At 55.8% G+C, this 21,955-nt stretch carries 21 protein-coding genes; 8 read left to right on the forward strand and 13 right to left on the reverse strand.

Annotated features, from left to right (window positions below; genetic code table 11):
- Nucleotides 1–94: 94 nt before the first annotated feature.
- From AB3N39_RS20515 to cpxP, 5 genes are all read right to left on the reverse strand, one after another.
- Entirely contained in the window at nucleotides 95–1,084 is a 990-nt protein-coding gene (locus AB3N39_RS20515) for a sulfate ABC transporter substrate-binding protein (protein ID WP_136196040.1), read from the reverse strand.
- 135 nt (nucleotides 1,085–1,219) lie between these two features.
- Nucleotides 1,220–2,182, reverse strand: a complete 963-nt coding sequence (pfkA, locus tag AB3N39_RS20520; RefSeq protein WP_023309696.1) for a 6-phosphofructokinase — start codon at nucleotides 2,180–2,182, stop codon at nucleotides 1,220–1,222.
- Between the two features lie 174 nt (nucleotides 2,183–2,356).
- Nucleotides 2,357–3,250, reverse strand: coding sequence for a CDF family cation-efflux transporter FieF (gene fieF, locus AB3N39_RS20525; RefSeq protein WP_023309697.1), 894 nt, complete (start codon nucleotides 3,248–3,250; stop codon nucleotides 2,357–2,359).
- A gap of 255 nt (nucleotides 3,251–3,505) precedes the next feature.
- Nucleotides 3,506–3,802 (reverse strand): TM2 domain-containing protein, encoded by a 297-nt coding sequence (locus AB3N39_RS20530; protein ID WP_115876978.1) that lies wholly within the window; start codon nucleotides 3,800–3,802, stop codon nucleotides 3,506–3,508.
- Between the two features lie 197 nt (nucleotides 3,803–3,999).
- Complete coding sequence (gene cpxP, locus AB3N39_RS20535; protein WP_111963954.1) at nucleotides 4,000–4,506, reverse strand: cell-envelope stress modulator CpxP; 507 nt, start codon at nucleotides 4,504–4,506, stop codon at nucleotides 4,000–4,002.
- Between the two features lie 151 nt (nucleotides 4,507–4,657).
- Here cpxP and cpxR point away from each other — a divergent pair, with 151 nt between their 5' ends.
- A complete protein-coding gene (gene cpxR / locus AB3N39_RS20540) occupies nucleotides 4,658–5,356 on the forward strand; it encodes an envelope stress response regulator transcription factor CpxR (protein ID WP_006179159.1) in 699 nt (232 codons plus the stop codon).
- Nucleotides 5,353–6,726, forward strand: a complete 1,374-nt coding sequence (gene cpxA, locus AB3N39_RS20545) for an envelope stress sensor histidine kinase CpxA (protein ID WP_045329509.1) — start codon at nucleotides 5,353–5,355, stop codon at nucleotides 6,724–6,726. Before cpxR ends, cpxA begins: the two co-directional genes overlap by 4 nt.
- A 102-nt stretch (nucleotides 6,727–6,828) precedes the next feature.
- Here the strand turns inward: cpxA and yiiM are convergent, their stop codons facing one another.
- The 6 genes from yiiM to AB3N39_RS20575 all read right to left on the reverse strand — a co-directional run bounded on the left by yiiM (nucleotide 6,829) and on the right by AB3N39_RS20575 (nucleotide 13,581).
- On the reverse strand, nucleotides 6,829–7,503 hold the full coding sequence (yiiM, locus tag AB3N39_RS20550; protein ID WP_136196041.1) for a 6-hydroxyaminopurine reductase: 675 nt from the start codon (nucleotides 7,501–7,503) through the stop codon (nucleotides 6,829–6,831).
- A gap of 195 nt (nucleotides 7,504–7,698) precedes the next feature.
- Entirely contained in the window at nucleotides 7,699–8,319 is a 621-nt protein-coding gene (gene sodA / locus AB3N39_RS20555) for a superoxide dismutase [Mn] (protein ID WP_004203668.1), read from the reverse strand.
- 162 nt (nucleotides 8,320–8,481) lie between these two features.
- Complete coding sequence (locus AB3N39_RS20560) at nucleotides 8,482–9,747, reverse strand: MFS transporter (RefSeq protein ID WP_136196042.1); 1,266 nt, start codon at nucleotides 9,745–9,747, stop codon at nucleotides 8,482–8,484.
- 44 nt (nucleotides 9,748–9,791) lie between these two features.
- On the reverse strand, nucleotides 9,792–11,915 hold the full coding sequence (locus AB3N39_RS20565; RefSeq protein WP_136196043.1) for an alpha-galactosidase: 2,124 nt from the start codon (nucleotides 11,913–11,915) through the stop codon (nucleotides 9,792–9,794).
- A gap of 104 nt (nucleotides 11,916–12,019) precedes the next feature.
- Nucleotides 12,020–13,015 (reverse strand): LacI family DNA-binding transcriptional regulator, encoded by a 996-nt coding sequence (locus tag AB3N39_RS20570; protein ID WP_367896978.1) that lies wholly within the window; start codon nucleotides 13,013–13,015, stop codon nucleotides 12,020–12,022.
- A gap of 17 nt (nucleotides 13,016–13,032) precedes the next feature.
- Nucleotides 13,033–13,581: a helix-turn-helix domain-containing protein gene (locus tag AB3N39_RS20575; protein WP_023309744.1), complete on the reverse strand. Its 549-nt coding sequence runs from the start codon at nucleotides 13,579–13,581 to the stop codon at nucleotides 13,033–13,035.
- Nucleotides 13,582–13,683: 102 nt separating this feature from the next.
- On the opposite strand from AB3N39_RS20575, the gene AB3N39_RS20580 reads away from it, so the two are divergent.
- Nucleotides 13,684–14,343, forward strand: coding sequence for an AzlC family ABC transporter permease (locus AB3N39_RS20580; RefSeq protein ID WP_136196044.1), 660 nt, complete (start codon nucleotides 13,684–13,686; stop codon nucleotides 14,341–14,343).
- Nucleotides 14,343–14,666 carry an AzlD domain-containing protein gene (locus AB3N39_RS20585; protein WP_111963949.1) on the forward strand — a complete coding sequence of 108 codons (324 nt, stop codon included), beginning with the start codon at nucleotides 14,343–14,345 and terminating at the stop codon, nucleotides 14,664–14,666. Before AB3N39_RS20580 ends, AB3N39_RS20585 begins: the two co-directional genes overlap by 1 nt.
- A gap of 39 nt (nucleotides 14,667–14,705) precedes the next feature.
- Here the strand turns inward: AB3N39_RS20585 and AB3N39_RS20590 are convergent, their stop codons facing one another.
- Both AB3N39_RS20590 and fdhD read right to left on the reverse strand, forming a co-directional pair.
- Complete coding sequence (locus AB3N39_RS20590) at nucleotides 14,706–14,918, reverse strand: DUF1471 domain-containing protein (RefSeq protein ID WP_023309747.1); 213 nt, start codon at nucleotides 14,916–14,918, stop codon at nucleotides 14,706–14,708.
- A gap of 114 nt (nucleotides 14,919–15,032) precedes the next feature.
- Complete coding sequence (fdhD, locus tag AB3N39_RS20595) at nucleotides 15,033–15,869, reverse strand: formate dehydrogenase accessory sulfurtransferase FdhD (RefSeq protein ID WP_367896979.1); 837 nt, start codon at nucleotides 15,867–15,869, stop codon at nucleotides 15,033–15,035.
- A gap of 372 nt (nucleotides 15,870–16,241) precedes the next feature.
- Between fdhD and fdnG the strand changes: the two genes are divergently transcribed.
- From fdnG to fdhE, 4 genes are read left to right on the forward strand one after another with little or no spacing between them, the layout of a single operon-like run.
- Nucleotides 16,242–19,292 (forward strand): formate dehydrogenase-N subunit alpha, encoded by a 3,051-nt coding sequence (gene fdnG, locus AB3N39_RS20600; protein ID WP_252093680.1) that lies wholly within the window; start codon nucleotides 16,242–16,244, stop codon nucleotides 19,290–19,292.
- Nucleotides 19,293–19,304: 12 nt separating this feature from the next.
- Nucleotides 19,305–20,207, forward strand: a complete 903-nt coding sequence (gene fdxH, locus AB3N39_RS20605; protein WP_008501831.1) for a formate dehydrogenase subunit beta — start codon at nucleotides 19,305–19,307, stop codon at nucleotides 20,205–20,207.
- Nucleotides 20,204–20,839, forward strand: a complete 636-nt coding sequence (gene fdoI / locus AB3N39_RS20610) for a formate dehydrogenase cytochrome b556 subunit (protein ID WP_008501832.1) — start codon at nucleotides 20,204–20,206, stop codon at nucleotides 20,837–20,839. The genes fdxH and fdoI overlap by 4 nt, the downstream gene beginning before the upstream one ends.
- On the forward strand, nucleotides 20,836–21,765 hold the full coding sequence (gene fdhE, locus AB3N39_RS20615) for a formate dehydrogenase accessory protein FdhE (RefSeq protein ID WP_023309751.1): 930 nt from the start codon (nucleotides 20,836–20,838) through the stop codon (nucleotides 21,763–21,765). The genes fdoI and fdhE overlap by 4 nt, the downstream gene beginning before the upstream one ends.
- The last annotated feature ends 190 nt before the right edge of the window (nucleotides 21,766–21,955 follow it).

Below are 21,955 nucleotides of genomic sequence, written 5' to 3' on the forward strand. Positions count from 1 at the left end.
TTTTCGATTGAGGCAAAAGAGTAACGCAAAATGATGACCAAATAAAAAACCCGGCGGATTTCTCACGCCGGGTCACCGTGTCACAGGCTACTGGTTAGCGCTGGCTGATTTGGTCGAAGGTACCGCCATTAGAGAAGTGCTCTTTCTGCGCTTTCGTCCAGCCGCCGAACTCGTCATCGATGGTGAAGAGTTTCAGTTTAGGGAATATGCTTTCGTATTTCTTCGCAACAGCGGGATCGCGTGGACGATAGAAGTTTTTCGCCGCAATTTCCTGGCCTTCTGGCGAATAGAGATACTTCAGGTAAGCTTCCGCCACCGCTTTGGTATCTTTCTTCTCAACCACTTTATCGACCACAGAAACGGTCGGCTCAGCCAGAATCGATTCGCTCGGGGTCACGATCTCGAATTTGTCTTTACCCAGTTCGTTGGTCGCCAGCAGTGCTTCGTTTTCCCATGCAATCAGCACGTCGCCAATCCCGCGCTCGACGAAGGTGTTGGTGGCACCACGCGCGCCGGAGTCCAGCACCTCAACGTTTTTATACAGCGCCTTCACGAACTCCTGCGCTTTGGCCTGGTCGCCGTTGTTGTGATGCAGCGCGTAACCCCATGCGCCCAGGTAGTTCCAGCGAGCGCCGCCGGAGCTTTTCGGGTTCGGGGTAATCACAGAAACGCCCGGTTTGATCAGGTCGTTCCAGTCTTTAATTTGTTTCGGGTTTCCTTTGCGCACCAGGAAGACGATGGTCGAGGTGTAGGGTGCGGAGTTATCCGGCAGGCGTTTGATCCAGTTTTTGTCAATGCGGCCACGCTCGGCGATCGCGTCGACATCGTAGGCCAGCGCCAGGGTCACCACGTCGGCTTCAATACCGTTTATCACGGACGTCGCCTGCTTGCCGGAGCCGCCATGCGACTGACGAACCACCACGTTGTCGCCGGTTTCCTGTTTCCAGTGTGCCGCAAACGCTTTGTTGTATTGCTCGTACAGTTCACGCGTCGGGTCATATGACACGTTCAGTAACTGGATATCCTTAGCCAGAACGCTGGTCGATGCCAGCAATAATGTTAAACCCACGCCCCATTTATTCATCGCCCAGCTCTCTTGTGTAGTGTTTTGATGAATGCAGCGTGCCAGAAAGCGAATCGAGGATTAAAGAATAAAAAAAGATTGGCTATAACGTAGTGGAATAATGGCCCTCTTCGCGAAAGAAGAGGGCCAAGAGAATCAGTACAGCTTTTTCGCGCAGTCCAGCCAGTCACCTTTGAACGGACGCTTCATGTTTTCAATGGCGTCGATGATGTCGTGGTGAACCAGTTTTTCGTTCTGAATACCGACGCAGCGGCCGCCGTGGCCCTGCAGCAGCAGATCGATCGCGTACGCGCCCATACGGGACGCCAGAATACGGTCGTAAGGACCTGGGGAACCGCCACGCTGGATGTGGCCCAGTACGGTCGCGCGGGTTTCGCGTTTGGTTTCGGCTTCGATGTACTTCGCCAGCTCGTCAACGTCGCAGATGTGCTCGGTGATAGCCACGATCGCGTGTTTTTTACCCTTCGCGATGCCCGCTTTGATTTCAGCCACCAGATCTTCACGACTAAATTCGACTTCTGGCACGACGATAAATTCGCAACCGCCCGCAATGGCAGCCGCCAGCGTCAGGTCGCCACAGTAACGGCCCATCACTTCAACGATAGAGATACGCTGGTGAGAAGACGAGGTGTCACGCAGGCGGTCAATCGCTTCAACAACGGTACCGAGTGCAGTAAAGAAGCCGATAGTGTAGTCAGTGCCTTTGATGTCGTTGTCGATGGTGCCAGGTAGACCGATGCACGGGAAACCCATTTCGGTCAGACGTTTTGCACCCATGTAGGAACCGTCACCACCGATAACCACCAGGGCGTCCAGACCACGTTTCTTCATGTTTTCGATAGCCACTTCACGAACGTGTTCGTCGCGGAATTCCGGGAAGCGCGCAGAACCGAGGAAAGTACCGCCACGGTTGATCATGTCAGACACGCTGTAGCGGTCGAGCTGAACCATACGATCTTCATACAGGCCCAGATAACCGTCATAAACGCCAAAAACTTCCAGGCCTTCCGTCAGCGCTGCACGGACAACACCACGAATTGCCGCGTTCATGCCCGGCGCATCACCGCCGCTTGTCAACACACCGATTTTCTTAATCATGACTACCTCTGAACTTAGGAATGCAAAATTGAAATCTGTTGCCGGAAGAAACTTATCGACCAACGAATACTGCAAATAGTATATCAATCCCTTCCAGCTGAATTGATTCAGGTCAGACCAAACGGCGGTAATTTATACACAAAATGCTGGCCTGGCTCACTTTTTTACAACGAATTACGAAAGCCCAACATGACCGGGTACAACCGAGCAGGGATCCTGGTGAATGATGACGTCTGAACCAGGAAAACGCTGCAAAATCGCCTGCTCGACCTGCTCAGCAATAACGTGAGCCTGTACCAGTGGCAGGTTGTCTTCCATTTCAATATGAATCTGTATAAAGCGGGTCGGCCCTGACTGCCGCGTTCGAAGATCGTGTGCACCGCTGACGCCGGGCCAGGAGGTCACGATAGAAAAAATTTCATTACGTTCTGAGTCCGGGAGGGCGCGGTCAAGCAGTGATTGCACCGCTTCATACCCCATCCGCAGAGCGCTATATAAAATATAGATACCAATCCCTAACGCAAACAACGCATCGGCGCGATGCCAGCCATACCAGGCCAGACCGAGCGCAATAAGAATAGCCCCATTCATCATAACATCAGATTGATAATGAAGCATATCCGCCCGTACAGCCTGACTTTGCGTTTTGCGAACTACCCAGCGCTGGAACGTTACCAGAACGAGTGTGCATATAAGCGCGACTATCGTCACAACGACGCCCACGCCGGGATCGTTCATCGGTGTTGGCGAGACGAGATGCTGAATGCCGGTTAAAAACAGGAACAGCGCAGAGCCGGAAATGAACATACTTTGCGCCAGCGCGGCCAGCGACTCCGCTTTGCCGTGCCCAAACGTGTGCTCTTCGTCCGCTGGCTGCAGCGAGTAACGCACCACCAGCAGGTTGGTCAACGAGGCGGCAATATCCATCAGCGAGTCCACCAGCGCCGCCAGAATACTGACCGAGCCGGTATACCACCACGCAAAGATTTTAATCAGTAACAGGCTGGAGGCCATGACGGTCGCCGCAATGGCGGCCCGGCTGACCAGTCTTCCATAGGATTGATTCATAAACGCTCCTGTCATGTTATGCCGCTAGTATAACGGAAGCATTGGGAGTCAAAGGATGAATAAACGGTTAACAAAAGAAATGACGAGCAAAAGACCTGTCGCAGATGAAGAGAAATAGATTATGCAGGATTACAATCATACTATTGATATAAATGGTTTTTATAACGAGATATTCGACCGTGACGTTCATCAATAAGAAAGCCCCGTTTAAAAGGGGCTTTCCTGATTTGAAACCTGAAAATGCTAAGTCAGCACTTAACCATATTTTCTGGCAAAGTCGTCTTCAGAGGTGCACAGATAGATAATAAACTCAATGAAGGCAATGACTGACGGTATGAAGGTCCAGCAAAAGATGAGGTAAAGGAATCCCTGGCCAATCTTACCTAAGTAAAATTTATGTGCGCCCAGGCCTCCTAAGAAGAAAGCGAGCAATGCTGCGGTAAGCTTATTTTTACTTCCTGCTGCAACCTGGCTTGCGCCACAATGCGGACAGGCCTTAGCGGTACTGTGCAACTCCTTGCCACATCCTCGGCAAAAAACCATTCCTGACATGATATCCCCTTTTGTTTCTTATCAGTAGCTTGCATATTTTACAAACAATTCAGAAAAATACTATTTTAAAAAAGAATATATCGTCGGATTGAAAATAATGAGCCCTTGATTTAGGGGGGGTAGAAGAAGGAATAAAAAAAACCCCCACATCATGTGGGGGAAGACAGGGATGGTGTCTATGGCAAGGAAAACAGGGTTTACTGGTTACTACGGGTACTGCTATTGCTACTGAAAAACGTCGTTTCTGAGCTTCGCTGCATCCGTGCAACCTCTCGCAGCTGGTCCATTCTCTGCTGATGTTTGGTGTTCAAAACCGCTTGCTGCTCGGGCGTTAGCAGATGGAACATCTGGTTGCGGACCTTCGCCATCTCTACCTGGCGGGCAACCTGTTCCTGTGCCATTTTTTCGGCCTGAGCGCGTACAGCGCTTTCGTCAAAATTTTCTGCGGTGACAAGGCGATGCATTGTCTCCATTTCGCTAACATTAACAGGGGGCTGGTCGTGTCTTGCCCTCTGCATCAGATCTCGCATCTGTTGACGCTGATGTTCGGTTAAACTTATGCCGTCAAACATATGGCTTTGGCTGCTGTTCTGCGTTGCGCCCTCTTGTAAGGGACTGTTATCGCTGATGATAGCTTCAGCAGCCTGGCTAAACGCACTGAACGCCAGCGTTGAGGCCATGACGGCAGCGGTAACTTTGCGCATCACTTGCTCCCAAAAATCTTTCGTGTCGCGATTCAACGAGAGACAGTCTACGATTCAGGCTGCAAACATGCGTCAGGGGGTGTAAAACAACGTAAAGTCATGGATTAGACAGCCTTGATGTCGTAATTTCTGCCTCGGAGGTATTTAAACAATGAATAAAATCCTGTTAGTTGATGATGACCGAGAGCTCACATCCCTTTTAAAGGAGTTGCTCGACATGGAAGGTTTCAACGTCTTGGTTGCCCATGATGGCGAGCAGGCGCTGAGTCTCCTTGACGACAGCATCGATTTACTTTTGCTCGACGTGATGATGCCGAAGAAAAACGGTATTGATACGTTGAAAGAACTTCGCCAGACACACCAGACTCCCGTAATCATGCTGACCGCACGCGGCAGCGAACTTGATCGCGTACTCGGCCTTGAGCTGGGCGCGGATGACTATTTACCAAAGCCGTTTAACGACCGTGAACTGGTTGCCCGTATTCGCGCTATCCTGCGTCGTTCCCACTGGAGCGAACAGCAGCAAAATACCGACAACAGCTCACCTACACTAGAAGTCGACTCCCTGAGCCTCAACCCGGGCCGTCAGGAAGCGAGCTTTGATGGCCAGACGCTGGAACTGACCGGCACGGAGTTCACCCTGCTATATCTGCTGGCGCAGCACCTCGGCCAGGTGGTTTCGCGTGAACATCTAAGCCAGGAGGTGCTGGGCAAACGCCTCACCCCGTTTGACCGCGCCATCGACATGCACATCTCTAACCTGCGCCGTAAGCTGCCGGAGCGTAAAGACGGTCACCCATGGTTTAAAACCCTGCGTGGTCGCGGTTATCTGATGGTTTCCGCTTCATGATAGGAAGCTTAACCGCCCGCATCTTCGCCATCTTCTGGCTGACGCTGGCACTGGTTTTAATGCTCGTACTGATGTTGCCAAAACTTGACTCACGCCAGATGACGGAGCTTCTCGACAGCGAGCAACGTCAGGGCGTGATGATCGAGCAGCACGTGGAAGCCGAGCTGGCAAACGATCCGCCAAACGATTTAATGTGGTGGCGCAGGCTGTTTCGCGCTATCGACAAGTGGGCGCCGCCCGGACAACGCCTGCTGCTGGTGACCAGCGAAGGCCGCGTGATTGGGGCCGATCGCAATGAAATGCAGATTATCCGCAACTTCATTGGCCAGGCGGATAACGCCGATCATCCCCAGAAGAAGAAATATGGGCGCGTAGAGATGGTGGGGCCTTTCTCCGTTAGGGACGGAGAGGATAATTATCAGCTCTACCTGATTCGCCCCGCGAGCAGCTCCCAGTCCGACTTCATCAACCTGCTGTTTGACCGCCCTCTCCTGCTGCTGATTGTTACTATGCTGGTCAGCTCGCCGCTGCTGTTATGGCTGGCGTGGAGCCTGGCAAAACCGGCGCGTAAGCTGAAGAATGCCGCCGATGAGGTGGCACAGGGTAACCTGCGACAACACCCTGAACTGGAAGCCGGACCGCAGGAGTTCCTTGCCGCCGGGACCAGTTTTAACCAGATGGTGAGCGCTCTCGATCGCATGATGACCGCACAGCAGCGCCTGCTGTCGGATATCTCGCACGAGCTGCGTACCCCGCTTACGCGCTTACAGCTTGGCACCGCGCTGCTGCGCCGCCGCAGCGGTGAGAGCAAAGAGCTGGAGCGTATCGAAACCGAAGCTCACCGCCTGGACAGCATGATCAACGATCTGCTGGTCATGTCCCGCAATCAGCAGAAAAACGCGCTGGTTAGCGAAACGGTGAAAGCGAATCACCTCTGGCACGAGGTGCTGGACAACGCGGCATTCGAAGCAGAGCAGATGGGCAAATCCTTCACCGTCAACTTCCCGCCGGGCCCGTGGCCGCTCTACGGTAACCCCAACGCGCTGGAAAGCGCGCTGGAGAATATCGTGCGTAACGCCCTGCGCTACTCGCATACTAAGATTGAGGTGGCGTTCTCGGTGGATAAAGACGGGATCACCGTCATTGTCGACGACGACGGTCCTGGCGTCAGCCCGGAAGATCGCGAGCAAATTTTCCGTCCGTTCTATCGTACCGATGAGGCGCGCGACCGGGAATCCGGCGGCACGGGGCTGGGTCTGGCTATTGTGGAAACCGCCATGCAACAGCACCGCGGCTGGGTGAAAGCCGATGACAGTCCGCTGGGTGGACTACGATTAACGCTGTGGCTACCGTTGTATAAGCGTTCTTAGTTTTCCCCTCATCGTACCCCTCTCCCCATAGGGGAGAGGTGACTGCTTAGTGAGGTTTTTTCACCCTCGCCCCTTTGGGGAGAGGGCCGGGGTGAGGGGCAGTTATTTCCCCCACAATCTCCGCGAATTATCTTCGATCTTGCTGCTTAAACGCCGCTTCTGCATCGTTCTCGTCCAGCTGGTCGATAGCCCCGCCGCCGACAGCAGGCGGTGATACTGTTCGTCGTCAAACGGCATATGCCAGGCAATGGCGCAGGCGTCATAAACAGACACATCGCTCAGGCGCGACGCCAGTTCAAGCGGGGCGTCCGCTGAAATCTGCCCAGCCAGCACCACGCGATACAGCCAGCCGGTTTTACCCGCTTTTTGCAGCTGGGCCGACATATTCTGAATACCGAAATGGTAGTTGAGCTTGAAGCACGGCGAGCGTGGCTGCGTCACCTGAATCAGGGCATCGCCCCAGCGGTAGATATCACCGATAAACACGTTCTTTTCGGTGAGCCCTTCGGTGGAGAGATTCTCGCCAAACGCGGGAGCAACGAAGAGATCCGCCTGCTCCGGGAACTCTGCCTTCCAGTGCTGATAGTGCTCGCGCGGGTAGTGGCACAGCGCGCGCTCCGGCCCGCCGTGGATCTTCTTTTCGGCCTGCTCGTCGCCCGCAAGCCCGAGGTCGGTCAACGTGAGCTCACCGTCGACCTGAATTTTGGCGATGGCACTCGGGCGGCTGTCGTCGTACTCCCTTACCTTGCCTGTAAATACATTCACCGGATAATGCATCGCTGCTCCTTTTATGCCCTAAATAATTCGAGTTGCAGGAAGGCGGCAAGAGAGTGAATCCCCAGGAGCTTACTCAGGTAAGTGACTGGGGTGAGCGAACGCAGCCAACGCACCTGCAACTTGAAGTATGACGGGTATACAGATACAAAAAAAAGCGAGTCATAAGACTCGCTTCTCACAGGCGTCAATGCAACCTTATTTTTTAGCGGCGAAACGCGCTGCTGCTTCGTCCCAGTTCACCACGTCCCAGAACGCTTTGATGTAGTCCGGGCGACGGTTCTGGAATTTCAGGTAGTAAGCGTGTTCCCACACGTCCAGGCCCAGGATTGGGAAGCCGGATGCGCCAGAGATTGCTTCACCCATCAGCGGGGAGTCCTGGTTAGCAGTAGACACTACCGCCAGCTTGTCGCCTTTTAGAACCAGCCACGCCCAGCCAGAGCCGAAACGGGTTGCAGCGGCTTTTTCGAATTCCGCTTTGAAGTTGTCAACGGAACCGAAGTCGCGCTCGATAGCCGCTTTCAGGTCGCCCTGCAGGGTGGTACCGGTCTTCAGGCCTTTCCAGAACAGGCTGTGGTTAGCGTGGCCGCCAGCGTTGTTACGCAGAACGGTTTTCTTGTCCGCTGGCAGCTGGTCCAGCTTGGTGATCAGCTCTTCAGCAGACAGGTTAGCGAACTCTGGCAGGCTTTCCAGCGCGGCGTTCGCGTTGTTCACATAGGTCTGGTGGTGTTTAGTGTGATGGATTTCCATCGTCTGCTTGTCGAAATGCGGTTCCAGTGCGTCGTAGGCATACGGCAGGGATGGCAGTGTATAACTCATAATCCTCTCCATTATTGTCGGGCGGCACAGCTGTTAATGCCGCGTAAGCAGTTGGTTCATTATAGTTAATTAAATGATATTGAAAATGATTATCAATGCCGTAGTTTTTATAAGGTTATTCGTTTTTTGACCAACGCCGGAATAGTGCGTGGGTTCAGAGCGTTAATGGACTTCCAGCGCCTTATTGCCTGCCGCAATCTCCTCCCTGCTGCTGAGCGTAAACGCCGACACCACCGTAATCGCCAGCACGAAACAGCCCAGCATCAGGTATGTCTCCTGGAAACCGATCCGGTCATACATATTTCCGGCAAACGCGGAAAGGAAGATCGCTGCCGACTGTTTGGCAAACTGGAAGCCAATCAGATAGATAGTGGCCGAGAGTCGCGTATCAAACACCCCGGTGATGTACTTGAATGCCCCCACCAGCAGGAACGGGACCTCCAGCGCGTGCAGCATCTTCAGGGCAATTACTTCTACGGCGGTGGTGGCAAACGACGAGCCGATAATGCGCGTCGCCATAATCACCCCGGCGATGAGCAGCGTGTTTTTCGCGCCGATGCGGTTAATGATCCACGGTGAACAAAACATGATGATCGCGTTGCAGATTTCCCCGGCAGTGGTCGCAAAACCAAAGGCGCGAGTGCCCTCCTGCGGCGTGGCGAAGAACGTTTTGAAGAAGGTAGCAAACTGCTGGTCAAAGACGTCATAGACGCAGGCCACGCCAATCACGTACAGAATAAACATCCACATCCTACGCTGACGGAACAGGCTAAAGACCGTTTTCGCGGTGATCTGCGGCTGGTTGGCACCCAGCGCATTCATCACCTGCGCCGTCTGGTTGGGTTTTGGCTTCGCGACCACCAGCAGCAGCATCAACAGCAGCGCCGCCGCCGAACCCATCCAGAATACATACGACGGATCGATGCCGAACAGGATCCCGCCCGTGGAGGCGCATAGCCCCCAGCCGAGGCAGCCAAACATGCGCGCCTTACCGTACTCAAAGAAACTGTTACGGCTCACGCGTTCAATGTAGGCCTCAATGGCTCCTGAGCCCGCCGAAAAGACAAAGCCGATATAAATGCCGCCGCTCAGCGCGCCCAGCCAGATGTTGGCTTTGAGTAACGGCGCAAAGACGTAGAGGAAGAAAGGGGCAAACAGGAACAGCAGCACGGAGATGATCCACAGCAGGTGTTTTTTTAGCCCCAGTTTATCCGAGATCACCCCAAGCACCGGCTGGAAGGCAATGGCCGAGAGTGAGATGCAGGAAAAGACGATGCCGGTATGGGTTTTGTTCAGGCCGATGATATCCGACAGCCAGATCGGCAGGAACGGAAAGCAGGTGGCCATGATGAAGAAGTAGAGAAAGAAGAACAGCCCGAAAATCCAGAAGTTAGGGTTGTCTTTGTGGGTACAGGGTGTTGTGTTCATTATTTTTATCCTCAACGGAGGGCCGGCAGCCCGGCCCGTCACCTTTACACGCGTTCAACGCCAATCAGAACGGCGGTTTCCGGATCCAGAATCGGCAGCGCAATGCCCGCCTGCATCAGCCACTCGCCGCTCGCCGTTTGCGGTGTTTCCATCCATGCCGGCAGCTTGCGCATGGTATGTCCCCCCTCACCGGTGATGTGAATATCAGGGTGATCGAGCAGCGAAATACGATACTGCGCGCAGGGCTCAAGCCCCGGCATGCGCAGCGGCATCATCAACGTGTAGTCCGGCATGGCGAGCTGGCTGACGATAAACAGCCCCTGCGTTTTATCTTCGCTCACAATACCCTGTGCCAGCGTACTGGCATCCGGCATATCCACGCGCCATTGTGTGCCCTGATGAATAACCTCGCGCCACTGCCTGTACAGCGCGGCGTAACGGCGATAGCCTTCGCGCTCCTTCTCATCGACGGTGAGGGGATCAAGTTCCAGCCCCATATGGCCAAACAGCGCCGTTAGACCGCGAAATTCAATGCTGTGCTGGCGGAAGGTGGCGTGACATTTATGATGACCGATATGCGCCCCCATCACCTCCGGCGGAAAGAAATAGCTCATGCCGCGCTGGATGGTGTTGCGCTCCAGCGCATCGTTGTTGTCCGAGGCCCAGAAGCGGTGGCAGCGCGTCAGCACCTCATAGTCAATGCGCCCCCCGCCGGATGAGCAGGATTCAAATTCGATGTGCGGAAAACGTTCACCCAGCACGTCCAGCAGGCGATAAAACTGGCGGGTTTGCGCGTCAGCGGCGGCCTTCCCGTCGTGACCCGGCTGTACCAGCTCACGGTTCATGTCCCACTTCACGTAGTCGACTTCATGTTCACCCAGAAGCCAGCTCATGCGTTCCACAAGATAATCAAATGCTTCCGGAATACTCAGATTGAGCACCAGCTGGTGCCGCCCGGTATGTTGTTTGTAGCCCGGCAGCGCCAGCACCCAGTCGGGATGTGCGCGGTACAGATCGGAATCCGGGTTGATCATCTCCGGCTCAACCCAGATGCCAAACTCCATGCCGAGCCGTTTGACGTGGTCGATCACCGGCGTCAGGCCGTTCGGGTATTTTTTCTCATCCAGGTACCAGTCGCCCAGCGCGGCATGGTCGTCGTTACGACCTTTGAACCAGCCGTCGTCAATGATGAAGCGCTCCACACCCAACGTCGCCGCCTCGTCGGTCATGCGCATGATGTAGTCCGGATCGTGGTTGAAGTAGATCCCTTCCCAGGTATTGAGGTGCACCGGGCGCGGTTTGTTTTCCGGGAAGCGGATAACGTTGTTGCGCAGGTAGCGATGAAACGGCTGGCTCATGCCGTTCAGGCCATGCGTGGAATAGCTGGCATACAGGCGCGGCGTCCAGAGCGTATCGCCCTCCTCAACCGCCATTTCGCCCGGCAGGTAGAGCGCTTCGGCCTGCAGATAGCGGCGACCATCGGTTTTCGCTTCCGCGCGCAGGCGGTGGTTGCCGCTCCAGCCCAGATGCACGCCCCAGACGTCACCCTGCATTTCGCTAAACGACGGCGTACCGGCAATCAGCGCCGGGAAGTGCTCGTGGGAGGTTTTACCCCGACGGTTTTCAATCACGAAGCTGTCGTGTTCAAGCTTTACGCGGTGCGGCTGAAATTCCCTGATCCAGCGTCCGTGGAAGGCCATCACCTCCTGCGCGCGTTCGGCCACCGGCAGCGTGACGGCGAAACGGTCCACCTGCCAGGGGATCGCTTTCAGGTTCGTTAAACCGTGACGAACCACCAGCACACCGCTGGCATCCAGCGCCAGTTCACTGGTCAGACGCAGGCCCGCATGTTCATCTTCCGCCGTCACCGTCAGGGTTTGTCCTGACTGCTGTACGTCTGTGGTGGTGAACATGGGTGAACCGTCCAGCCCCTGCCGATGCCCCTCAATGCCGGGAGCACCAAACAGACCGTGCCCCAGCTCGGCCATCAGCGTGACCGGGGAGTCGACGTCAAGCCTGCCGTTAGCAACAGGGCGCGCGAGCATAGCAACATCCTGTGGCGAAAAGTGCTGAAGGTGCGGCCCCCAGTAGAGAATTTCGGCGAACGGGTACGTTTTGATCACCACGTCTACCGTGTTGCTTTCAAGTCGTAAAACGGAATCTTGCATCAGACATCTCCTGTCATCGGGATGATCTGAGTGTTGACCCGAAACGTTTCGGATACAAACCAAAACGTTTCGGTTTTGTGATCGGCTTTAGAAAATGGAGAGATTCAGGCCGTCTGGCCGGGAGAGAATTCGGGCTGCCAAAGCACCTGAAGCCGTTCAATATCGTCGCCGTTAATCAGCTGACGCACCATATCGGCAATCTGTTTCCCGACGCCCTGGCGGGTGGACTGGATCACTGCCGCCACGTCGGCATCGACGATACTGTCCTGCGGGAGCCCGTCATAAACAACCAGCGCAACGGCGCTCTCGCCGGTCAGACGGCCCAGCTCTGCCAGCGCCATCGCCGCGCCGTCACCGTGAGTGTTGCAGTCGGTAATGATGGCCGTGGGCGGCTGCGACAGCGAGAGAAGCTCTTTCGTGGTGACATAACCCACGCGGCGCGAAGGGGGCATGGCGCGCAGCCATTCGCTGGAAAGCCCGGCTTCCCGCAACGCGTCCAGATAGCCCTGACGACGCTGGGTGATGAATGCCTGATTGTTGCTTTCGCCCAGTAGGGCAATGCGCTGATGGCCTTTTCCGATTAGCCAGCGTGTAGCATTGTACGTACCGGCATAGTTGTCGAAGTCGAACCACGCGTACGGCTGCGGTAGCTGGCTGCGACCAAGCGCCAGAAAGGGAAATCCGGCGGCCTGCAGCTGCTCAAGTCGCGGATCGCGATCCAACGTGTGGGCCACAATCAGCGCATCCACGCGGCGGCTTTGCACCATGCGCATATAGCTGTGCTTATCCGCCAGATCGTCGTCGGCGATAAGCAATAAGTCGATCTCATGTCGCGCCAGTTCGTGGCTAATTTCGCCGACCATGTCCATAAATACGCTGTTATTGAGCGGAACAGGATGGACCGGGAACACCAGCCCAACGGCATCAATTTTGCCCATCTTCAGGCGGCGGGCGAAGGTATTAGGCCGATAGCCGCGTCGCTGGGCTTCCGCTTCTACGCGAGCGCGCGTCTCGGCGGAGACGTCGTCATATCCGTTGAGGGCGCGGCTGACGGTGGTGACTGACAGCCCCAGTTCTTTGGCAATGGCTTTAAGCGACATGAGTTTCCGTATCTCTGTTAGTTTTGTTCCGCCACCAGCAGCGCGTAAGTGTCTGGCTCCAGGGCCTTGAAGATGTGCGGCTGGTCGGCGGGATAACAAATGTAATCCCCTGCGCCGAGCTCTTCCGCCGCGTCGAGCAGGCCGACCAGCGCCCGGCCCTGCGTCACAATAATATGTTCAACAGAGCCCGGCGGATGCGGCTGAGAAATACGATCTGCGCCCGGTTGGGTCATCAGAAGATAGACATCGCGGCGCGCGCCGGGAGGGCATGCCGCCAGTAAAATGGCTTCATAATTAGCCTGTCCGGCGACCACTTTCGTACCTTCACCACGGCGGATCACCTGCGTGGTCGGCAACTGCGGCTCAAGCAGACGGGCGAAAGGAATATCCAGCGCCACGCAGAGCGACCACAGCGTTTCCAGGCTAGGGTTACCGTTGCCGGACTCCAGCTGGGAAAGCGTGGATTTAGCGATCCCGGCACGGCGGGCAATTTCCGCCAGCGAAAGTCCGGTGCGCAGACGTTCCCGCACCAGACTTTTAGCGATCAGGCTGATTGGCTGCGTCATATAACGGCCTCTTGTTCTATAAAACGAACGAATCGTTCGCCTTGAAAATCAGTTTCGTTGCGTTCATTATAATGGATACACGTTCGATATGGCTAAAAATGTATGAAGCAACATCTCTCTTGTCTGAAAGGCGACACCATAAAAGCAATCATCCTGGTCTGCCTCGCGGTGGGCGTGGTGGGAATGTCCTACGGCTCGCTGGCGATGGCCTACGGTTTCCCGGTCTGGGTGCCGTTTGTGCTCTCCATCACCGTACTCGCGGGCGCGTCAGAGTTTATGTTTATCGGCATTGTAGCAAGCGGCGGTAACCCGCTGGCGGCTGCAGCCGCGGGTTTGCTGGTCAACGCGCGCCACGTGCCGTTTGGCGTGACGGTGCGAGAACTGGTCGGTAAGCGCGGTCTGAGCCTGTTGGGCTGCCACATCATGAACGACGAAAGCGTGGTGTTTGGCCTGTCGCAAAAAACCGCCGAGCAGCGTAAAGCCGCCTACTGGCTGTGCGGTTTAGGCGTCGCCATCGTCTGGCCGCTTGGCGCGCTGCTGGGTGCCATGGTCGGCAAACTGCTGCCGGACCCGGAAACCATAGGCCTGGATGCGGTATTCCCGGCGATACTGCTGGCATTAGTGGTTCCCGCATTTAAAAACCGTACCACGCTGATACGCGCCTGCAGCGGTGCCGTTCTGTCGCTGGCCGCCGTGCCGTTTGCCCCGGTAGGTCTGCCGGTACTGCTCTCTTTACTCGGTCTTGCCGCGAGGAAAAAATAATGGAAAACATGACGTTCTTTATTCTCGGCATCGCCATTTTGTCTGCGGGAACTTATCTGATGCGCCTCGGCGGGGCAAAACTGGGCAGCAGGCTGGCATTGTCAGAGCGTTCACAGGCGCTGCTGTCAGATGCGGCAACGGTATTGCTGTTTTCCGTGGCGCTGGCGACCACGTTTTATGAAGGTGACCACTTTGCCGGCATGGCGCGCGTGCTGGGCGTGGCGTTTGCAGTGTTTTTGGCCTGGCGGAAGATGCCGTTAATTGTGGTGATCGTAGCGGCGGCAGTGGTAACCGCGCTGCTGCGCGTGGCGGGCATAAACTAAAAAAGCGCCCCTGGGGCGCTCTTTCGACGGTGTGACAGCTTATTTAGTCAGTTCAGCGGTCATGTGTACGCGGTTACCTGAGAACGCCTGGGTAATTTTGTACGATGACGCGCCGGCTTCCTGAGCCTGAGCCGCGATTTTAGCTTCTGCGCCATCAATGGTAGAGGCGGTTGCGGTTACGGTCTGTGCAGCGAAAGAACCGAAAGAAGTAGCCAGAGCGATTACAGCGACAAAAGTTTTGATGCTTTTCATGATATACACCCTTTCATTAAGTTGTTTTGGTAAGGCACCGTGCCTTGATGAGATAAATACTAGACCTCATCATGAACAACTAAAAGCGGAAGGATTTGCTATTATCATTCAAAATTACTGATCAACTATCAATCGTTGTGGATGGGTATAAATCGTCGCCCTTCCCGGCTTGCAGAAGCCCACCAGCGTCAGGTTGCAGCGCTCCGCCACCTCCACCGCCAGCGTTGTTGCGGCTGAGACCGCAAACAGAATTTCCACACCGCACATGGCGGACTTTTGCACCATCTCGTAGCTGGCCCGGCTGGAAACGAGCGCTGCCCCCAGCTTCCAGACCTCACTTTCACGTGCCCGGCGACCGAGCAGCTTGTCCAGCGCCACGTGGCGGCCAACGTCCTCATGTCCCCCGGCAATATCCCCCGACGGCAGCACCCACGCCGCCGCGTGCGTACAGCCGCTCAGCTGGCCGATGGGCTGTACATCGTTGAGATGCTCAAGCGCATGGTCGAGGTGCGCCAGATTAAAGGTCTGAGTAAACGGCAATGGAGCAACGGGTTTACCAATATCATTGAGCTGCTCAACACCACACACGCCACAGCCGGTACGCCCGGCCAGCGCGCGACGGCGCTCCTTGAGTCCCATAAAGCGGCGGCTGGAGAGTTCGATCTGCACTTCAAGACCGTTGCAGGCCTGCACCACGTCCATACCGTAGATCTCCTGCGGATGCTCGATGATGCCTTCCGAGAGGGAAAAACCGATGGCGAACAGCTCAAGATCTTTCGGAGACGCCATCATCACCACATGCGAGATGCCGTTGTAAACGAGCGCAACGGGTACTTCTTCCGCCAGAAAATCGGGTATGGCATCGGTTATGTGGGGCGGTCGGTGTACCGACAGTTCCACAATGCCGGCAGGCAGGGGTGACGAGTGGAGAACACGGTTTTGTTTAGACACAGCGGTATTCCTGAACAACCACGGAGGTGAGCGTGCTATTGCAGCATAAACCACAGGCTGTACGCATAGTATGGATCAACTTTTCGACATCCATTCTCCTACTCATTTAGCAGGGGTGCAACCTGCCACCGGCTACACCGCATTAACATGCCGAGCCGTTAATGTGATCAATGTCACACTTTATAATCAACATGGTGATAATACGTTCACTTTGTATTAACGCCATTAGAACAGCGGTACCGACAATGTGGTATTCTGATGATATCCCTCGTGGAATTGAGGGATTAACGCAAATTTTTCTCCTTTGCGGTCAATTCTCAACCGCGAAGTCAAAACTACATATGTAAGCAATGTCGAAACAAGGAGTGACCCATGCAGGTCAGCAGAAGGCAGTTCTTTAAGATCTGCGCTGGCGGTATGGCAGGCACCACGGCAGCGGCACTGGGCTTTGCGCCCGGCGTAGCGCTGGCGGAAACGCGGCAGTATAAACTGCTGCGCACCCGTGAAACCCGTAATACCTGTACGTACTGCTCTGTCGGTTGCGGGCTGTTAATGTATAGCCTCGGCGACGGTGCTAAAAACGCCAAAGCGTCTATTTTCCATATCGAAGGCGACCCGGATCATCCGGTTAACCGCGGCGCATTGTGCCCGAAAGGGGCCGGTCTGGTGGACTTTATCCACTCCGAAAGCCGTCTCAAATTCCCTGAATATCGTGCGCCTGGATCCGACAAATGGCAGCAAATCAGCTGGGAAGAGGCGTTTGACCGCATCGCAAAACACATTAAAGAAGACCGCGATGCCAACTTTGTTGAGAAGAATGCGGACGGCGTCACGGTCAACCGCTGGCTCTCCACCGGGATGCTGTGTGCCTCCGCTTCAAGCAACGAAACCGGTTATTTAACCCAGAAATTTACGCGCGCACTCGGTATGCTCGCGGTCGACAACCAGGCGCGTGTCTGACACGGACCAACGGTAGCAAGTCTTGCTCCAACATTTGGTCGCGGTGCGATGACCAACCACTGGGTCGACATCAAGAACGCCAACCTCATTGTGGTGATGGGCGGTAACGCCGCTGAAGCGCACCCTGTCGGGTTCCGCTGGGCGATGGAAGCCAAAATCCACAACGGTGCGAAACTGATTGTGATCGATCCCCGCTTTACGCGTACTGCGTCAGTGGCGGATTTCTACACCCCTATTCGTTCAGGTACTGACATCACTTTCCTGTCAGGCGTATTGCTGTACCTGATGACCAACGAAAAATATAACCGCGAATACACCGAAGCCTATACCAACGCCAGCCTGATCGTGCGTGAGGATTACCACTTCGAAGATGGCCTGTTCAGCGGTTACGACGCCGAAAAACGCAAATACGACAAAACCAGCTGGAACTACGAGCTGGATGAAAAAGGCTTTGCGAAGCGCGACACCACCCTGCAGCACCCGCGCTGCGTGTGGAACCTGCTGAAAGAGCACGTTTCCCGCTACACGCCTGAGGTTGTCGAAAACATCTGCGGTACGCCGAAGGCGGACTTCCTGAAGGTGTGCGAGCTTATCGCCGAAACCAGCGCGAAGGACAAAACCGCGTCGTTCCTGTACGCCCTCGGCTGGACGCAACACTCCATCGGTGCGCAGAACATCCGTACCATGGCGATGGTTCAGCTCCTGCTCGGCAACATGGGTATGGCTGGCGGCGGCGTGAACGCCCTGCGCGGTCACTCCAACATTCAGGGTCTGACTGACCTCGGCCTGCTGTCTCAAAGCCTGCCGGGTTACATGAACCTGCCAAGCGAGAAACAGACCGACCTGCAAACCTACCTGACGGCCAGCACGCCTAAACCGCTGCTTGAAGGCCAGGTGAACTACTGGGGCAACTATCCGAAGTTCTTCGTCTCGATGATGAAAGCGTTCTTCGGTGATAAAGCGACGGCTGAAAACAGCTGGGGCTTTGACTGGCTGCCGAAGTGGGACAAAGGTTATGACGTTCTGCAGTATTTCGAGATGATGCACCAGGGCAAAGTGAACGGCTATTTGTGCCAGGGCTTTAACCCGGTGGCCTCGTTCCCTAACAAGAACAAGGTTGTTGAGTCGCTGTCGAAACTGAAGTTCCTGGTGACGATTGACCCGCTCAATACCGAGACCTCGACCTTCTGGCAGAATCACGGCGAATCGAACGACGTCGATCCGTCGAAGATTCAGACCGAAGTGTTCCGTCTGCCGTCAACCTGCTTCGCGGAAGAGAACGGGTCGATCGTTAACTCCGGACGCTGGCTGCAGTGGCACTGGAAAGGTGCGGACGCCCCGGGCATCGCCATGAACGACGGCGAGATCCTGGCCGGCATCTTCTTACGCCTGCGTAAGATGTATGCGGAAGAAGGCGGCGCGAACCCGGAACCCGTGCTGAACATGACCTGGAACTACTCGACGCCGGAAAATCCTGCGCCAGAAGAAGTGGCGATGGAGAGCAACGGTAAGGCGCTGGCGGACGTTATTGACACGGCCACCGGCACCGTACTGGCGAAGAAAGGCGATCAGCTCAGCACCTTCGCGCACCTGCGCGATGACGGTACCACCTCCAGCGGCTGCTGGATCTTTGCCGGTAGCTGGACGCCGAAAGGCAACCAGATGGCAAACCGCGATAACGCCGACCCGTCGGGCCTTGGCAATACGCTGGGCTGGGCATGGGCGTGGCCGCTCAACCGCCGCATCCTCTATAACCGCGCATCCGCTGACCCGCAGGGTAACCCGTGGGATCCGAAGCGTCAGCTTCTGAAGTGGGACGGTGCGAAATGGGGCGGCGTGGATATTCCGGACTACAGCACTGCCGCACCAGGCAGCGACGTCGGGCCGTTTATCATGCAGCCTGAAGGGATGGGGCGTCTGTTTGCTATCGATAAGATGGCGGAAGGTCCGTTCCCGGAACACTACGAGCCGTTTGAGACGCCGCTGGGCACCAACCCGCTGCACCCGAACGTGGTCTCAAACCCGGCAGCCCGTATCTTCAAAGGCGACTTTGAAGCGCTGGGTAAAAAGGACAAGTTCCCGTACGTGGGCACCACCTACCGTCTGACCGAGCACTTCCACTACTGGACCAAGCACGCGCTGCTTAACGCGATCGCACAGCCGGAACAGTTTGTGGAGATCGGCGAGAAGCTGGCGAACAAGCTCGGCATTGCCCATGGCGATACCGTGAAGGTCTCCTCTAACCGTGGCTACATTAAAGCCAAGGCGGTGGTGACTAAGCGTATTCGCACGCTGAACGTTCACGGTCAGCAGGTGGATACCATCGGTATTCCGATTCACTGGGGCTATGAGGGCGTGGCGAAGAAAGGGTTTATTGCGAACACCCTGACGCCGTTCGTCGGTGATGCGAACACGCAGACGCCGGAGTTTAAGGCCTTCCTCGTGAACGTGGAAAAGGTGTAACGGAGACGACTTATGGCTTATCAATCTCAAGACATTATCCGTCGTTCCGCGACTAATGGTTTCACGCCCGCGCCTCAGGCGCGGGACCACCAGCAGGAAGTGGCGAAGCTTATCGACGTGACCACCTGTATCGGCTGTAAAGCCTGTCAGGTGGCCTGCTCTGAGTGGAACGATCTGCGTGACGAAGTGGGTCACAACGTCGGGGTGTACGACAACCCGGCGGACCTGACCGCCAAGTCCTGGACGGTGATGCGTTTCTCGGAAGTTGAGCAGAACGACAAACTGGAATGGCTTATTCGCAAAGACGGCTGTATGCACTGTGCGGATCCGGGCTGCCTGAAGGCATGTCCGTCAGAAGGGGCTATCATTCAGTATGCCAACGGCATCGTCGACTTCCAGTCCGAACAGTGCATCGGCTGCGGCTACTGCATCGCGGGCTGTCCGTTCGACGTACCGCGCCTGAACCCGGAAGACAACCGCGTCTACAAATGCACCCTGTGCGTTGACCGCGTAACCGTCGGCCAGGAGCCTGCGTGCGTGAAGACCTGCCCAACCGGCGCTATCCACTTTGGCTCCAAAGAGGATATGAAAACGCTGGCGGCAGAGCGCGTGGGAGAGCTGAAAACCCGTGGTTACGACAACGCGGGCCTGTACGATCCGGCCGGGGTTGGCGGTACGCACGTGATGTACGTGCTGCACCACGCCGACAAGCCGAATCTGTATCACGGTCTGCCGGAGAACCCGGAAATCAGCGCCACCGTGAAGTTCTGGAAAGGCATCTGGAAACCGCTGGCAGCGGTCGGTTTTGCTGCCACCTTCGCAGCGAGCATCTTCCACTACGTCGGCGTCGGTCCGAACCGCGCGGAAGAGGAAGACGACAACCTGCATGAAGAGAAAGACGAGGTGCGCAAATGAGAAAACGTGACACCATCGTGCGCTACACCGCGCCGGAACGCATCAACCACTGGGTCACCGCCTTCTGCTTCATGCTGGCGGCGATAAGCGGGCTGGGGTTCTTCTTCCCGTCCTTCAACTGGCTGATGCAGATCATGGGGACTCCACAGCTGGCGCGCATCCTGCACCCGTTTGTGGGCGTCATTATGTTCGCGTCGTTCATCATCATGTTTTTCCGCTACTGGCACCATAACCTAATCAATCGGGATGATATCTTTTGGGCGAAGAATATTCGTAAGATCGTCGTCAACGAGGAAGTGGGTGACACCGGGCGTTATAACTTCGGCCAGAAATGCGTATTCTGGGCGGCGATTATCTTCCTGGTCCTGTTGCTGGTGAGCGGCGTGATCATCTGGCGTCCGTACTTTGCGCCTGCTTTCTCAATCCCGGTGATCCGATTCGCGCTGATGCTGCATTCATTTGCCGCAGTGGCGTTAATTGTGGTTATCATGGTGCATATCTACGCCGCCCTTTGGGTGAAAGGCACCATTACCGCGATGGTGGAAGGCTGGGTAACCAGTACGTGGGCGAAGAAACATCACCCGCGCTGGTACCGTGAAGTCCGCCAGAAACAGGAAAAGTCATCTGAATGAGTATTCGCATAATCCCGCAAGATGAGCTGGGGTCGAGCGAGAAACGCACGGCGGATTATATTCCGCCGTTGTTATTCCCCAGACTCAAGAACCTCTACAACCGCCGCGCAGAGCGTCTGCGCGAGCTGGCAGAGAACAACCCGCTGGGCGATTTTCTGCGTTTTGCCGCGCTGGTCGCCCATGCGCAGGAAGTGGTGCTGTACGACCACCCGCTGCAAATGGATCTGACCGCGCGTATCAAAGAAGCCAACGCGCAGGGCAAGCCGCCGCTGGACATTCACGTCCTGCCGCGCGACAAGCACTGGCAAAAGCTGCTGCATTCGCTGATTGCCGAGCTGAAGCCGGAGATGAGCGGTACCGCGCTGGCGGTCATTGAGAATCTGGAAAAAGCCTCTGACCTGGAGCTGGAAGAGATGGCGAGCGCGCTGTTTGCCTCCGACTTCGCTCTGGTGAGCAGCGATAAAGCGCCGTTTATCTGGGCTGCGCTGTCGCTTTACTGGGCGCAAATGGCGAGCCTGATCCCCGGCAAAGCTCGCGCCGAATACGGCGAGGCGCGCCAGTTCTGCCCGGTCTGCGGCTCTATGCCGGTATCGAGCATGGTGCAAATCGGCACCACTCAGGGGCTGCGCTACCTGCACTGCAACCTGTGTGAAACCGAGTGGCACGTGGTTCGCATCAAGTGCAGCAACTGCGAGCAGACCCGCGATCTGAACTACTGGTCGCTGGAAAATGAAGAAGCGGCAGTGAAAGCCGAAAGCTGCGGCGACTGTGGCACTTACCTGAAGATTCTGTATCAGGAAAAAGACCCGAAAGTCGAAGCGGTGGCCGACGATCTTGCCTCGCTGATTCTGGACGCGAAGATGGAGCAGGAGGGATTCGCCCGCAGCTCGATCAACCCGTTCCTGTTCCCGGGTGAAGGGGAATAACTCCCTGTTACAGTGCCGGGCGGCGCGTGCTTGCCCGGCCTGCAGTTCGACAGCATTACCCGCCGTCTTTCATGTCAGATGCTCTCCATTCTCGTTGAGAGACGCGTTATCGCCTTTGCGAGCCGCTTTCCAGGTTGTTGCCCTCAACACTATTCTTGTTTTCTTTTGAATCAAACCAGGCTATAAAACT

Origin of the sequence: Enterobacter vonholyi (genome assembly GCF_040834095.1) — a bacterium.
Taxonomy (GTDB): domain Bacteria; phylum Pseudomonadota; class Gammaproteobacteria; order Enterobacterales; family Enterobacteriaceae; genus Enterobacter; species Enterobacter vonholyi.